The following is a 13,587-nucleotide window of genomic DNA, read 5'->3' on the forward strand; positions in this document are numbered from 1 at the left end:
TTGTTTAGCGTGCAAACTGAGTTAAGAACCGAATAACCGGCAAAAGTACTCGAAACCGAGCCGCAGAAGTCCGATTCTTGAAGAACGTAGGTAGAATGGTGTTCGTCGGCAAATAAGCTGTGAAAACGGTCTTTTCCAGCACGGATGCAACCACGCTGACTAAGCTCTGCTGCACGGATTGTCCTTCTCTTTTCAGTACCTCGCTTTCCCACAAAAGAAACCATGGCGGCTCGCGACGATTCAGTCATCCGCGGCAGTTTGATTGCCTGCATGATCTTGTTGGTCCTCTCTCTGGCTCTGAACTACTTTTTCTGGCGTTGGGGCAACGTGCAGTCCATCGAAGCCGGCGACATCAAAACCAAATACGACAACGCAAGTACGTTGATCCGCGAGCAAGAGGGCAAGCTGCTCACGCTGCACGAAATGCTTGGCGTGCGACAGATGAGCGAAGACAAATTCAAATCGCTTGCGTCGACCAGCAGTGGTGACGCAGACATGGATCTGATTGCAAAGAACTTCGTCCGCGACATGTCGTACTTTCCAGCCGACGTTGCCGCCCAGCAACGCAACTACAGCGAGCTGCCAGAGTTCTTTGTCAACGCGGTCCGCGATCGGACGGCTCAATACACCACTGCCACAAAAGAACAGCAACAGATTCGTTCGCAAGCCGATAGTGACGTCCAAAACGCTCGTAAGGCTCAGCAAGTTGCCGAAGACAATCGGAAGTCTGCTGACAAAAAGCTAAAAGACGAAGTCGATTTGTTTACGCAAGATCGTGAGCGAATGAATCAAGAGAAGGAAGAGACACGTGACAGTTTGACCAAAACGGTTCGCGAATTCACGGGCTATCGAAAGAAGTCTGCCGATGAACAAGCCAAACTGAAACAGCGATCCGACCAGCTAGTCAACACGATCGAAACTCAGCGTACCCAGCTGAATCGATTGCGAAGTGACAAGTTTGAAAGCACCCAGGGCGAAGTGGTTTTTGTCAGCCAGGGTGGCAATGTTTGTACGATCAATCTCGGTGCCGCGGATGATTTGCGTCCCGGTGTGACGTTCGGCGTGATCGATGCGGACGAGACTCGGTTGGACGATGCCAAAGTCAAAGCCACGATCCAAGTGACAAAGATTCGCGGAGCACACGTGGCCGAAGCACGCGTGGTTGCGTTGCCACTGGTTTCATCGCCGATTATCGATGGCGACAAAATCTACTCGCCGTTTTGGAAATCGGGCGTGACGGTCAAAATTGCATTGGCTGGCGACATCGACATCGACGACGATGGCAAAGCGGACAACGAGCAGATCAAAGGCATGATCACGTCCGCAGGTGCTCAAGTCGCAGCGACGGTTGCAAGCGATGGCACGGTTGATGGTGTGCTTGATGCAACGATCCGGTTTTTGGTGATTGGCCAAGCACCTGAGATTAGCGAAAAAGCTGATTCAGCATCTGCTGAGCAAGCCGCACGAACTGCCGCAGCGATGGGGCGAATCAAAGAGAAAGCCACTGAGTTGGGTTTGACGGTGATCCCTGCTTGGAAATTGCAGGCTTACTTGAAAACAATCGATGACTCGGTGACCACACCATTGGGTTCGGCCGTTCGATCCGAGGACTTCGGTCCACTAAGCCGACGCGGGTCAACACGACTGCCTTCGGACTTGCCGTCGCTTTACAAAAACGACGGCGAGAAGACTCAGAAGGGCGACAAGTTGGAAGACATCTTGAAGCCGTAATAGGAAAGCCTGGGGCTTCCGAGGTCCGCCGAATCAGGACCTGTTCTCACGGCCCGTTTCTCAGGAGCTGATTCGATTCGGCCCGCGCTAATTGGGCTCGCGTCAATCAGTTCCGAGTCTTGAAAGCCTGCTCACGCGGGCGGTTTGAGCCGATGTGCTTGGTCGATAATGACTCGTGACTGACCTCTCATCTTCGACGTCAGCAGTTGAACGTCGCGTTCCAGTCGGAGCGAAGCGGTCTCGTTGCTTGGCATTTCTTCGACTTGCATGGTGTCGCCTGGGAGAAGGTGTGGTCGTGGCGAACCAGTCGTTGACTTCGGTTTGATTCGATCAGACTGAGCTTGCATCGTGGTGCTTTGGCTGCTCATGCGTCTGCTGAGCCAGTTCAATTGTTTGTCCAGACGAATGGCTGTAACGCCATTGTCCGATTCCGACAGAGCCTCGCCAGGGTCATCGGAGCTTGGGTTGGCGTACGCGGTTTCGGTGTTTAACGAATTTCGCACGATCATCTCGGTGAGCTGCACGACCGTGCGTCGTCCATCAAGTGGGATGGATTGCGGGTCGGTCCACGAAAGGCGAATGCCGTTGATTTCGGATTGAGCTTTGGCGCTGAGTTCGTCGATCAATTGGTCTGCTTGCTGCACGTTGGCATCGAAAACCCACACCCACGTTCGTGTGTCGGTTCGGTACACCAGGTCGAACATGCCAGCTTGTTTCTGAAGGAACGCGTCAAACGCATCCGCGGCATCCGCTGGCATCGCTGCACCAAGTGCGACGGTGCCTGCCAGGGCGCGGTCGTCGATTTTGGGTTTGGCACCTTCGCATTCCAACTGGATCGTAATCGATGGCGCATCGACACGAATCTGTTGCTTGTTGGGCGGTTCCGTCATGGCTGTACGTTTTTCAGCGCGACTGATCGGTGTGCGTAAAGGTTCGCGTTGGTTGACACGCCACTGAGCCCACCGTTCTGCGACCGATGCTGGCCCGCCCGCTGCGGTACGAAAACTGACCGAAGTGCCGGTGCCCGCTCGCGATTCAATTCGCAGTGGGGAAAAATGCAATGCTGCAAGTTGTCGGCAGATGCTCAGGCCTAGGCCTTCGCTACCAGAGTGCGATATTTGTCTCGCTGCGATCTCTCGCATTTCGTTCTCGGTGATCCCGCGACCACTGTCCACGACTGACCATTGCAACGATTCAGTGCTCGCGATTCGATTCACGGCAACCAATATCGATCCGCCTTCGGGAGTTTCTCGCACTGCGTTGGCGACCAAATTGACAATCAGCCTTCGGATCATCGACACGTCACCAAACACCGCCGTGTCATGTTCCGCTTGGATATCCCAGATGACATTGATTTTGCGTGTCGTGACCCATGGCTTGACGGTTTGCTGGATTCCGTGCCGAATCGTAGCAATGTTAATCCACTGGCGATGGACACGAGGCACTCCGTTTCGAAGCCGTTCCAGTTGGACCATTTCGCCGACCATCTGGTTGACGCAATTGCATTGGTCGATAGCGTCTTGCAGGCAGTTCTTTTGGTCTTGGTTTAGTTCGCCCAGTTCGCCGTCATGAATCAGGCGGACAGATTCACGGACAGCGGCAAGCGGCGCGCGGATGTCGTGCGCGGTTTCGCTGACCATCCGGATTGCGCTTTCGGTCACGGTCGCAGACGGCTGTTTGGCATCACGCGCCGGCAACGCGACCGATTGCTTGACGGAGTGGACTGGTGAAAAGGAAGCGTGCACATTTGCCATGGTATATCTCGTGTTCATCCCTGCGCATCGAGAATTGACGCGAAGAGACTGAATTGCAAAGTCCAAGAACGAAGCGGACCGCCGGTGAATGCTTTTCCGGCAAGCAAACGCGAGCAGGATTGGCATTTCTTTGATACGAACTATTTTGGGTTCGTCATTTCGCAGGTAGCTTGAACATGCAAAGTGCACGTCGCTGGTCTGCTCCACAAAATCTTGGGCGGGCCATGCCATTTGTGTGGATCATAGGTTCAGCCAAATGCCACCAGGTGATTTCCCAGGTGATTTCCCAGGTGATTTCCCAGGTGATTTCCCAGGTGATTTCCCAGGTGATTTCCCAGGTGATTTCCCAGGTGATTTCACCGTGCCGCATCGTCACGGCGGTGCCGTGGCGAACCGCATCTGTAGGCAGCAGTGATGAAGGAGAACACGTTCACGAGTGTCGTAACGTGGGCCGGAATTGATTGGCCAGATGGAAAAGGCATCCTGGTCGGAAATTGCGTTTTATTCGGCACTCCTTTCCTCATCGCCGTTGTGGACCGTTCGCGGCAAATCGCCTGTTGGGGCGACAGGTAACTGACTCGCATCGGCGACGGCACGATCGCAAATGCTTTAAGATGTTGCTCGGAAACCGAATCAGGTTTCTCATTTTTACTTCGCCCTTTCGCCAGTTGCCCCCTGAGACGTCCATGGTTTCTTTTCGAGTTCGCGGTCGAGTTTACCGTCGCCTTGTTTGTTTGATGTTCGCTTGTTTCGTTCTCACCTTGAACGGTTGCGGATCGGATAGTTCATCTTCGACGACTAGCACAGCCGACGAGGGTGATCGGGCAAAGATCGCTTTTGTCACCAATCAGATCGCCAGTTTCTGGAACATCGCCAAAGTCGGTGCCGAAGACGCCGGAAAGGATTTTGACGTGGACGTCGACGTGCGAATGCCCGCCGATGCGACTGCGGTGGAGCAAAAACGCATCGTGGAGGATCTGATCTCTGGTGGTATCGATGCATTGGCGATCAGTCCAATCGATGCGGACAACCAGATTGAACTGCTAAACAACTGGGCCGAAAAAATCCCTTTGGTGACTCACGATTCGGATGCCCCCGAAAGCAATCGTTTGATGTACATCGGGATGGACAACTACACGGCCGGCCGAATGTGTGGTGAGCTAATCAAGAAAGCGTTGCCCGAGGGCGGCGAGATCATGCTGACGATTGGGCGGTTGGCGCAAGACAATTCAAAGCGTCGTCGGCAAGGCGTGATCGATGTTTTGGTTGGCCGCGATTCGATGCCCGAATCATGTGACCCAACGGGCGACGTGATCAAAGCCGGCAAGTACACGATCTTGGACACTCTGTTGGACCAAGGCGTCAGTACGGTGGCAAAACAGAAAGCGGAAGACGCAATCACGACATATCCCAAAATCGCAGCGATGGTAGGTTTGTTCGCTTACAACCCGCCTGCTCTTTTGCAGGCCATCAAATCGCAAAATCGCCCCGACATCAAAATCATTGGATTCGATGAAGACGAAATCACTTTGCAGGGGATCAAGGACGGAACGGTCACGGGGACTGTGGTTCAAGACCCTTACAGTTATGGCTACAAGTCGGTCGAAGTGCTCAAGGCGATCTTGGATGGCGATAATTCTGTCATTCCAGAAGGCAAGTTTGTCGATATCCCCGCACGCGCGATCACGAAGGAAAACGTTGATGAGTTTTGGGATGACTTGAAATCCAAAATGGGCAGCTGATCCCTCCGTCGCCACTGATTATTTGTTGATCGGATTGTTCCTCTGTGTGTTTTTCGATTGGGCGGCATGCCAAATTCTAGAGCGTCGATGTCTGAAAATTCGTTGTCTGCAGTACCTTTGCTAGACGTCCAAAATGTGACGAAGAGTTTTCCGGGCGTCCGCGCGCTCCAGGAAGTGAGTTTTGCATTGCAGGCCGGCGAAGTGCTGGCAGTGATTGGCGAAAACGGCGCTGGCAAGAGCACGATGATGAAGATCTTGGCGGGCGTGCAAGAGCCCGATTCAGGGCAGGTGTTCATCGATGCAAAACCAGTACGGATCGATTCGACGAGGGCTGCGATGGAGTTGGGCGTCGTTTTGATTCACCAAGAGCTGAACTTGGCGGACAACCTAGATGTCGGGTCCAATATTTTTTTGGGGCGAGAACCGCGGAGAGGTGGGCTGATCGATCGCCGCAGGATTTATCAAGAATCCAAGGTGTTTTTGCAGCGTGTTGGATTGGAGGTTGCCCCTGAAACCATTGTCGACACGCTTCCAATCGGCAAGCAGCAGTTGGTCGAAATTGCAAAGGCTCTCTCCGTCAGTGCGCGTGTGCTGATCATGGACGAGCCGACCAGCAGTCTGTCGTCCAAAGAAACAGAAGCTCTTTTTGACGTGGTCAAAGATTTGCGTTCGCGAGGCGTGAGTGTCATCTACATTTCGCATCGGTTGGGGGAGGTGCGTGAACTGGCAGACCGAGTGACGGTGTTGCGAGACGGGCAAAATGCTGGCGACTTGTCACGTGACGAAATCACGCACGACCAAATGGTCAACTTGATGGTCGGTCGTGACGTGTCGCAGTTTTACGCTCGCGAGCACCATGAGATTGGTGATGTGCGTTTGGAAGTACAGGATTTGATCACCCCGGCTTGGCCCCAGCACAAACTGAATTTCAAAATTAGCGCCGGCGAGATTGTCGGCGTTGCGGGATTGGTCGGAGCCGGGCGTACCGAAATGCTGCAGGTGCTGTTCGGAATTGACAAACGAGTTGGCGGCCGGATCCTGGTCGATGGCAAAGCGGTCGCAGTGTCCAGGCCTGCCGACGCAATCGAAGCCGGGATGGCATTGGTTCCCGAAGATCGAAAGCAGCACGGGTTGGTGCTTGAGATGTCAGTGCTGCACAACATGGGGCTCGCTGGCCTGTCCCGTAATTCGCTTGCGGGTGGTTTTCTAAATCGTCAAAAAGAAAAATCAGACAGCACACAGATGATCGAAAAGATGCGGGTCAGGACGCCCAGCGACGGCCAGGTCGTGCAGTATCTCTCCGGTGGTAATCAGCAAAAAGTCGTGATCGGAAAATGGCTTTCGGTGGGGCCGCGGATTCTGTTGCTGGATGAACCCACGCGAGGCATTGATGTGGGAGCCAAAGAAGAAATTTATCGGTTGATGGAACAATTGGCTGCCGAGGGGATGGCGGTTTTTTTTGTGTCCAGCGAGATGGAAGAGATTTTGGGGATGAGCGATCGTGTGTTGGTGATGCACGAAGGACAAATTTCGGGCGAGCTTTTGCGAGATCAATTGAGCGAAGAATCGGTCATGCAATTGGCGACTGGGAACCCGCTGGCCGCTTGCTGAGTTAGACTCGTTGCCCACACGCGAAACGCATTTTCAGCTACAGCGAATTTTATGAACGCCAAAGTCATCGGTATCTTTGCTCTTCTGCTCGCCCTGTGTGGATTTTTGTCGATCTATACGCCCGAGTCTTTCTTGAAGGGCAACAACATTGAGAACCTGCTTCGCCGTACATCGATGTATGGGATTTTAGGAATCGGCGTCGCGTTTGTGATCATCACCAGCGGGATCGATCTGTCGGTGGGCTCGTTGGTTTGTCTGGTTGGCTGTCTGCTGGCGTCGTTTTTGCAAGTCGATTATCGCCCGTATGATCTGTATCAGGTCAGCGCCGTCAATGCAGATCAGCAATCGATCACATTGCGTGGTCAAGCGGACTTCGATGTGGGAGATCCGATTCGTTATTACGGAGGCAGGCGTGCGCGCAATTTGGTAGCCCAGGTGACGAAAGTCGAAAGCGTGCAGCTTGACGATGGCACAACGGCAAGCAAATTGACGATCGACCAAAAGCCCACACGCGACGATTCCGACGGTAACATCGCGAAACTGGTGAGCGTCGTTTCTTACGAAAAAGGTGACGCCGGAACGAGCGAGAACAAGCAGTTGCCTGAAGTGAATCTTGGGCAAGCTTTATTGAAGCTGGCGGCACGCGACCAAGTTTTGTTTGTTCATCCGACCAGGGGGCTAAAACAACTGAAGATTGTCGACGCGGGCGCGACGGACGGACAAACGGCCATCACGGTCAACGACACCCTAGGTGATTTCGGAACGGAATGGTTTGCGGTCCCATTGGAACGTCGGCAGCGATTCCCGATTCCGATCGCATTGGCGATGGTGCTTGGCATTGCTTTGTTTCTGGGGCTACTGCATGGCGTTTTGGTCACACGATTAAAACTGCAGCCATTCGTGGTCACTTTGTGTGGGCTGCTGTTCTACCGAGGTTTTTCGCGGTGGATGGTCGACGACCAAACGATGGGATTCGCCGATGAATACGACAACAGTTTGCGTTTGCTGGGCACTGGCAAGCTGCAGGTGTGGCAGGCGGCCGACGGCAGTGATTCATTCGGGATTCCCTATCCGTTCTTTGTGCTGCTGATCGTAGCCATCGTGGCGATCATTTTTTTGAACCGAACGGTGTGGGGACGCTACATGCTGGCGTTGGGACGTAATGAAGAAGCCGCTCGATATTCAGGGATCAACACCAACCGCGTCACGATGATTGCCTATGTGATCTCGGCTGTTTTGGCAGCGGTTGGCGGCATGCTGTTCGCGTTGGACAGCAATTCAATCTCTCCGTCCAGTTTTGGCAATTTTTACGAACTCTACGCTATCGCGGCCGCCGTTCTGGGCGGATGTTCGCTGCGAGGAGGCGAAGGGGGCATCGTCGGGGTGGTGATCGGTACCGCGGTGATGCAGACGCTCTACAACTTGATTGTCCTGATGAAGATCTCCGATAAATTGGAGTTTGCGATCATTGGAGCGGTGATTCTGCTGGGCGTGATTGCTGACGAAGTCGTCAAACGGTTTGCGGCTCAGCGTCGTGCGGCGGCGCGTGCTAGGCAGGCTGCGGAAGAATAGTCCGTAAATCCGGGGTTCAGGACGGTTTTGCGCGGCAACGTCGCGTAGTGCAATCGGCTCGATCGGGTTACACTGCCGGGCATGGAAGCTGAAACAAACGAACCGGAAGTCCAGTCTTTTGACGAACTGGATCTGTCGCCCGTTATGCGACGCGCCGTTGCCAAAGCGGGCTTTACTAAACCGTCCCCCATCCAAGGCGAGCTGATTCCCTTAGCGCTCGATGGTATGGATGTGATTGGGCAGGCCAGAACCGGCACGGGTAAAACAGCCGCTTTTGCAATCCCGATCCTTGAGCAGCTGGATCCGCTGGAGGAATGTCGTGATCCTCAGGCGATCATTGTGGTGCCGACGCGAGAGTTGGCTGACCAAGTCGCTGTGGAAACGCAGCGGTTGGCCGAGGGCGTGCCCACTGAAGTGGCCGTGCTTTCGGGCGGCAAAAACATGAACAAGCAGCTGCGCCAATTAGAAAATGGTGTGCAGGTTGTCGTCGGTACGCCCGGGCGACTGCACGATCACCTGCAACGCGGAACGCTGAGAACCAACAACGTATGGTGCGTCGTTTTAGACGAAGCCGACCGAATGCTTGACATTGGGTTTAGGCCGCAAATCGAGCGTATCTTGCGCAAGTGTCCTCGCGATCGTCAGACATTGTTGCTGTCGGCGACGTTGCCACCGACGGTTCAGCGATTGGCTGAATCGTACATGCATAAGCCAACGGTGATTGACTGCTGTAAGAACGAGATGGCGGTCGAGACCATCGAACAACGCTACTTTACCGTCGCGCAAGACCGCAAAGGCGAACTGCTGGAGCGACTTTTGGATCGCGAAAAGCCCGAGCAAGCGATCGTGTTTTGCCGAACCAAACGCGGCACGGACCGTTTGTACCGAAAATTGGCTCGGTCTTACGATGCTTGCGGCAGCATGCACGGTGATATGCAGCAGCGAGAAAGAGATCGCGTGTTGCAGAGTTTGCGCGACCGAAAATTGAAGATTTTGGTAGCGACCGATGTCGTGGGGCGTGGAATCGATATCAGCACGATTTCTCACATTTTCAACTACGATGTGCCGCAAGATTGCGATGATTATGTGCACCGTGTTGGGCGTACCGGGCGAATGGGACGCGACGGGGTGGCGTACACATTTGTCGTGCCCGGCGAAGGCGATGTGCTAACCAGCATCGAGCAGCGGATCAACAAAGAGCTGATTCGAGATACGATTGAGGGGTTTGAGCCAATGCCCAAGCCACAGCCGACCGCAGTCGAAGATGCCGCCGGAGAACCGGTGGTGAAAAAGAAGCTGAATCCGATGCATCGCAAGATCAAGCGACGACGGCTCTAGTCATTGCATGGGCGAGACAGAGGGAGAACCAAGGTTTTCCCCTCAGTGGAATCCGCCTCGGGAAGCCTGGTTTTAAGATGAGGCCCCGTCTTCTGCGTCAGGCCTGTGTTTTGCGTCAGGCCCTTCTTCTGCATCAGGCCCGTGTTTATCCGGTGCCTGGTATTTGATCGGTAGCTCGATTTCATCAGGCGAAGTTATTCAGCTGATGGTTATTCGGCTGATGGGGCGTTTTGATCAGGGGCACACGTGGACTTGATTGTCCACGGAAGCACCCGCGACGACTCGTCGTACGGCTTCTTGAGCCAATTGCTTGTGGTAAAAGCTGCGAACTTTGCCGCTGATTTGAAGTGTGTCAGCTGCGCAATCGACGCGAAGCTGGCGTAGTTCGCTGATCGAGCTTTGAGCAAGCTCGTTGGAGGCCAGCAGGGTGATTTCGTGTTGTGCTGTCGTCATAACGTTTCTTTCCGTGAGAGAATCGATGATTCACATTGATACAACCGTTCCGCATCGGTCATTCCATTTTTGCCGGTTGTCACAAGAGGAAAACCTGAACGCGTGATCCGTGCTACCGTCTTTTCGATCGTCGCTATCGAAAATATCACACATCATTAAGAATCTGGCTACGTGAATCTGGCAGATTCAGTCAACAAAGTGAATTTGGCAGCCATAAAAGGTTGCAAGCATTCTGTGTGCTGCAGTGCGAAATTGAGCGTCTGTTTGGTGCAACACTTGGTCCGATTTCACCGTGCTGAATGATTAAGACACTTACTGACCGCGGCGAAGTGTTCGTTAGATCGCCTTTGGCCTTCGTCCACTGGTGGCTCGGCATTGATGCGAAGCGTTGCGAGTCGAATGGAAATCGATATTGAGTTTTGAATTCGTTCGTTGCGGTGTTCGTTCGTCAACCGTTTTGCTTTTTCAGGTTATGGCGGCGGCGTCCGCAGCAAAGAAACGATCGAATCTTTTGTGAAACTTGGTTGGTGAAAAACCGTTTGCATGCTTGTTTCGCAACGATCGTTTGCGCGTGAAACTCATTGAGGACGCAATCTTTCGATTCGCTCCGAATCCGCCTTGACCGCGCCAAAAGCTAGTCCCTATTCTTCGCCCAGCACTGATCGGAATGGAAACAGGCCATCAGCGTGACGCAGCAAACTTGTTGGTGCTCCATTGCACGGAAGCAACCAAAGAGTGCCAAATCAACAAGTGCGATGTGTGGTTCGACGGTTAAAAAGCAAGGATGCTTTTAACGGTCGTCGAACACTTTAAAGAACCACCGGCTCCCGGAACTTGAGCGCGTTGTCCTCCGCCCCCCTAGGACTCTGTACTCTCCGGGAGCTTTTTTCTTGCGCAGACAGAATATTTTAACGCTGCTAGCTCGTTCTGAGCGTGTCTTGTGGGCGCGGCATCGCTGTTTTGACGGCTGAAACAGCGGTTTTTTGCCTGTTTTGTCTGTCCGTGACCGAACGTGTCATGCCAGCGACGAATACTGTTAATGAAGCAACCAGGGGACAAAACGTCCGAAGGCATTCGCTTCGCACAGCATCCATTCGTCTGTCCACAAAGGCATCCAAAATGAAAAGTATCCTTCGACGAGCCATGCAAGATTCCGACAACTATGTCATCGAAATGGAATACTGCGACGCCAGTGGCAAGCGAACACGACGCGTTGTCAGCCCAATTCGGTTTGTCGGCGCCGAGCGTTTTCTGGGGCTTTGCCTGTGCCGCGAAGCACCACGCCAATTCCAGCTTTCTCGCTGCGAGAATGTGCGTCTGATTCCATCAACCGAAGTTCTGATGCCGATGCCGTTGTACGCCGAACCAATCGCATCTGCCAACGCAGGCACTTCGCTGGGACAGGCAGAACTCTGTCTTGCCTAGTTGCTGCGTAAACTTGCTGGTAGCAGGCGGCGGAAACAATCTAGGTTCCCTTGGAGGTAACCCAGTCGCTTGCTGATACGAAATGGACTACTTGCCGGAACCCAGGGCAGCTAGCACCCAGTCACGAGCAATCGAGAGCCTCTCTTCTTGCGGGCCGTGTAGAATCGCTAATCCTTCCTGGCCACCAACGATCTCGAACGCGGTTTCGATGTCTTCTTCGGTCAGCAACTCTTGTGCTTGGTAGAGGCGTACTTCCGAAAGGGCGAGCAGCCGATTGGCGGGCGAAGCCGAAAGCAAAGTCCCAATGCGGCGACGCGCCACTTCCGCGGTCAGCTTTGGCATATCCGTCGTTTTGATCTGTCGATCGATCACCATGAACAAATTGGCGAGTTGTTCTTTGACGTAATCACGTTCGTTGGTGCGGCCGGCTCGAACCAGTTGGGCGACTTCTAGGCTGTCCATTGCTTTGGACACGACCAGAGACTTGTTGGCCGGAACACTCATCAAGCGGCATCGCGAGATGTTTTGGGTCTGCTGATTGCGATTCGTTTTCAACGCGATTTCAAAATGCAGGAGCAGATCGATGTGCTCTTCTTTGGCAACCTGAACCATGTCTTTGACCGAACCAGGGCCCAGGAACATCAGGCCGGGAATCCAAAGTGGTGGCGTCTCAGGGCTGGCGCCCAGCAAGTCATCGACGGGGCCGCGTGGAGTGCTCATGGGAGCGGCATTCACAGCGGGACGTTGATTTGCGGGAGCCACGTCATCCAGTCCAACCGGCCCAGCACTGACCGTGCACAAAGCGAGGCCATAGTCGCCCTGTCGGTAGCGTTTGCCAAACTCTTCTTCGACAACTTGAGCGACCAAGCCGAGGTATTTCTTCATTTGCTCCTGAGCGGCGGCATTGATCATGGTGCGTGTAATGGTGACGGGTGCGGCCGGATTGGGCCGTCGCCCACCTGGGCGCTCACCGCCCATGCCCATCTCCATGCCCATCTCCATGCCCATCTCCATTTCCATGTTCATTTCGTCCTCCATGCCCATCCCCATTTCCATGTCCATTCCCATCTCTTGTTCACGGCCCATCTCCATGTCCATTCCCATCTCCATGCCTTGGTCCATCCCTCTGGGATTGCGACCGCCGCCGGACATCGGAGTGGTTTTGCCTTCTAAGATGGGGGAGGCATCCGTGACATCGTCGCCATGCAGGGTGTAGGAAACGCCCCAGCGGATTTGCCAGACAGGGCGGCGAAATAGCTGGCTGTATTTGACGGTTTGGAGTGGCACCCGAGCCTGGTTGTACTCGGTCACCATGTGAGCGAAATGCAGTTGAAGTGCGGCAGGATAATTGCCCGATTGGTAGGCCACTTCTGCATCACGGCCCAATTCAGGACCTGCTTCGATGTTGGTGCCCAGCGATTCGGGACTCGCCGATAACGGGCTGAGGTCCATGCTGGAAACCAGCGTCGCTAACGAATTTTGTACGGCCTGTCCGAGAGCTTGCTGCGGGGTTCCACCGGCGCTGCGTCGGTTTGATCCGCCTTGCATTCCATAGCCGTCGTCCATGTACATGTCGTCCTCCATGCCCATATCCATTTCCATTTCCATGCTCATGTCGTCCTCCATGCTCATCTCCATCTCTTGGTCCATCGCATCCTGGGCCGATGTGGTCACGGGCTGGCACTGCAGAAGCACGAAGCAAGTCAGCAGGGCAAAGGCCGTTTTCAGCGAGATCGCGTCGATACGAATGGTGACGGAGAGGAGTCGCGGAAGAGGGCTATTCATGAGGACTTTCCAGGTCAAATGTCGTGCGGACTGTTTCCGCGGCAGTTTGATGGTTTAGAGCAGCAATAGAGCGTCAAAACGGGAAATTTAGAGGTCTGGATCGAGATTTTGACCAGCCGACGTGCCCGTCACTGCGTATGATAGACGCTAAGCTTTTGCCAGTGGGTGCGAAAACC

The 13,587-nt window shown here is 54.0% G+C and carries 10 protein-coding genes; 7 read left to right on the forward strand and 3 right to left on the reverse strand.

Annotated elements, in window-relative coordinates; genetic code table 11:
• Positions 1 to 222: 222 nt before the first annotated feature.
• The gene (locus tag K239x_RS06255) at positions 223 to 1,731 is read left to right on the forward strand and encodes a hypothetical protein (RefSeq protein WP_145416931.1); all 1,509 of its coding nucleotides are present in this window, start codon (positions 223 to 225) and stop codon (positions 1,729 to 1,731) included.
• 131 nt (positions 1,732 to 1,862) lie between these two features.
• Here K239x_RS06255 and K239x_RS06260 read toward each other — a convergent pair whose 3' ends face one another.
• Positions 1,863 to 3,485, reverse strand: a complete 1,623-nt coding sequence (locus K239x_RS06260; RefSeq protein WP_419189736.1) for a sensor histidine kinase — start codon at positions 3,483 to 3,485, stop codon at positions 1,863 to 1,865.
• Between the two features lie 176 nt (positions 3,486 to 3,661).
• Here K239x_RS06260 and K239x_RS28305 point away from each other — a divergent pair, with 176 nt between their 5' ends.
• From K239x_RS28305 to K239x_RS06280, 5 genes are all read left to right on the forward strand, one after another.
• A complete protein-coding gene (locus tag K239x_RS28305; protein ID WP_419189737.1) occupies positions 3,662 to 3,946 on the forward strand; it encodes a hypothetical protein in 285 nt (94 codons plus the stop codon).
• 225 nt (positions 3,947 to 4,171) lie between these two features.
• Positions 4,172 to 5,227: a sugar-binding protein gene (locus K239x_RS06265; protein ID WP_419189738.1), complete on the forward strand. Its 1,056-nt coding sequence runs from the start codon at positions 4,172 to 4,174 to the stop codon at positions 5,225 to 5,227.
• Positions 5,228 to 5,314: 87 nt separating this feature from the next.
• A complete protein-coding gene (locus K239x_RS06270) occupies positions 5,315 to 6,838 on the forward strand; it encodes a sugar ABC transporter ATP-binding protein (RefSeq protein WP_145416934.1) in 1,524 nt (507 codons plus the stop codon).
• A 51-nt stretch (positions 6,839 to 6,889) separates the two neighbouring features.
• Entirely contained in the window at positions 6,890 to 8,410 is a 1,521-nt protein-coding gene (locus tag K239x_RS06275; RefSeq protein ID WP_419189739.1) for an ABC transporter permease, read from the forward strand.
• A gap of 81 nt (positions 8,411 to 8,491) precedes the next feature.
• Complete coding sequence (locus tag K239x_RS06280; protein WP_145416935.1) at positions 8,492 to 9,748, forward strand: DEAD/DEAH box helicase; 1,257 nt, start codon at positions 8,492 to 8,494, stop codon at positions 9,746 to 9,748.
• Positions 9,749 to 9,982: 234 nt separating this feature from the next.
• Here K239x_RS06280 and K239x_RS06285 read toward each other — a convergent pair whose 3' ends face one another.
• Positions 9,983 to 10,201, reverse strand: coding sequence for a BON domain-containing protein (locus K239x_RS06285; RefSeq protein ID WP_145416936.1), 219 nt, complete (start codon positions 10,199 to 10,201; stop codon positions 9,983 to 9,985).
• 1,119 nt (positions 10,202 to 11,320) lie between these two features.
• Here K239x_RS06285 and K239x_RS06290 point away from each other — a divergent pair.
• A complete protein-coding gene (locus tag K239x_RS06290) occupies positions 11,321 to 11,626 on the forward strand; it encodes a WYL domain-containing protein (RefSeq protein WP_419189740.1) in 306 nt (101 codons plus the stop codon).
• A gap of 87 nt (positions 11,627 to 11,713) precedes the next feature.
• Here the strand turns inward: K239x_RS06290 and K239x_RS06295 are convergent, their stop codons facing one another.
• The gene (locus tag K239x_RS06295; RefSeq protein WP_145416937.1) at positions 11,714 to 13,411 is read right to left on the reverse strand and encodes a hypothetical protein; all 1,698 of its coding nucleotides are present in this window, start codon (positions 13,409 to 13,411) and stop codon (positions 11,714 to 11,716) included.
• Positions 13,412 to 13,587 lie beyond the last annotated feature (176 nt).

Source organism: Stieleria marina (genome assembly GCA_007741555.1).
In the GTDB taxonomy this organism is placed as follows: domain Bacteria; phylum Planctomycetota; class Planctomycetia; order Pirellulales; family Pirellulaceae; genus K23-9.

Bases quoted from the DNA above. Each gene is read 5' to 3' on its own strand.
- K239x_RS06295 (WP_145416937.1), bottom strand. From the start codon at position 13,411: ATGAATAGCCCTCTTCCGCGACTCCTCTCCGTCACCATTCGTATCGAC.
- K239x_RS06290 (WP_419189740.1), top strand. From the start codon at position 11,321: ATGAAAAGTATCCTTCGACGAGCCATGCAAGATTCCGACAACTATGTC.
- K239x_RS06270 (WP_145416934.1), top strand. From the start codon at position 5,315: ATGTCTGAAAATTCGTTGTCTGCAGTACCTTTGCTAGACGTCCAAAAT.
- K239x_RS06275 (WP_419189739.1), top strand. From the start codon at position 6,890: ATGAACGCCAAAGTCATCGGTATCTTTGCTCTTCTGCTCGCCCTGTGT.
- K239x_RS06260 (WP_419189736.1), bottom strand. From the start codon at position 3,485: ATGGCAAATGTGCACGCTTCCTTTTCACCAGTCCACTCCGTCAAGCAA.
- K239x_RS06255 (WP_145416931.1), top strand. From the start codon at position 223: ATGGCGGCTCGCGACGATTCAGTCATCCGCGGCAGTTTGATTGCCTGC.
- K239x_RS06280 (WP_145416935.1), top strand. From the start codon at position 8,492: ATGGAAGCTGAAACAAACGAACCGGAAGTCCAGTCTTTTGACGAACTG.
- K239x_RS28305 (WP_419189737.1), top strand. From the start codon at position 3,662: ATGCAAAGTGCACGTCGCTGGTCTGCTCCACAAAATCTTGGGCGGGCC.
- K239x_RS06265 (WP_419189738.1), top strand. From the start codon at position 4,172: ATGGTTTCTTTTCGAGTTCGCGGTCGAGTTTACCGTCGCCTTGTTTGT.
- K239x_RS06285 (WP_145416936.1), bottom strand. From the start codon at position 10,201: ATGACGACAGCACAACACGAAATCACCCTGCTGGCCTCCAACGAGCTT.